Source organism: Protofrankia coriariae, assembly GCF_001017755.1.
Lineage (GTDB): Bacteria > Actinomycetota > Actinomycetes > Frankiales > Frankiaceae > Protofrankia > Protofrankia coriariae.
Genome location: NZ_JWIO01000109.1, coordinates 1 through 242, shown reverse-complemented (window position 1 = coordinate 242; position 242 = coordinate 1). Strand labels below are relative to the sequence as shown.

Below are 242 nucleotides of genomic sequence, written 5' to 3'. Positions count from 1 at the left end.
CCCGACCCGGTGTCGGCAACCGACCCTCTACTCCGCGATGCCGCATGATCTCCAAGTCTTACGACGATTCCGGCGAGGACGTATGAACAAGCTCCTCCTGACCGCGGCCGAAGCCGCCGCGGTCCTCGGTGTCGGCCGGTCCACCGTCTACGAACTGATGGCGGCGGGGCAGATCGAATCCGTCCGCATCGGACGGTCACGGCGGATCCCACGGGCGGCACTCGTCGCCTACGTCGATCGGC

1 protein-coding gene is annotated in these 242 nt (G+C 67.4%); it reads left to right on the top strand.

Going from position 1 to position 242, the window contains the following annotated elements; translation table 11 throughout:
* Positions 1 to 82 precede the first annotated feature (82 nt).
* Positions 83 to 242: excisionase family DNA-binding protein (locus tag FrCorBMG51_RS24420; protein WP_047225348.1), on the top strand; the 160-nt coding region annotated here is incomplete at its 3' end.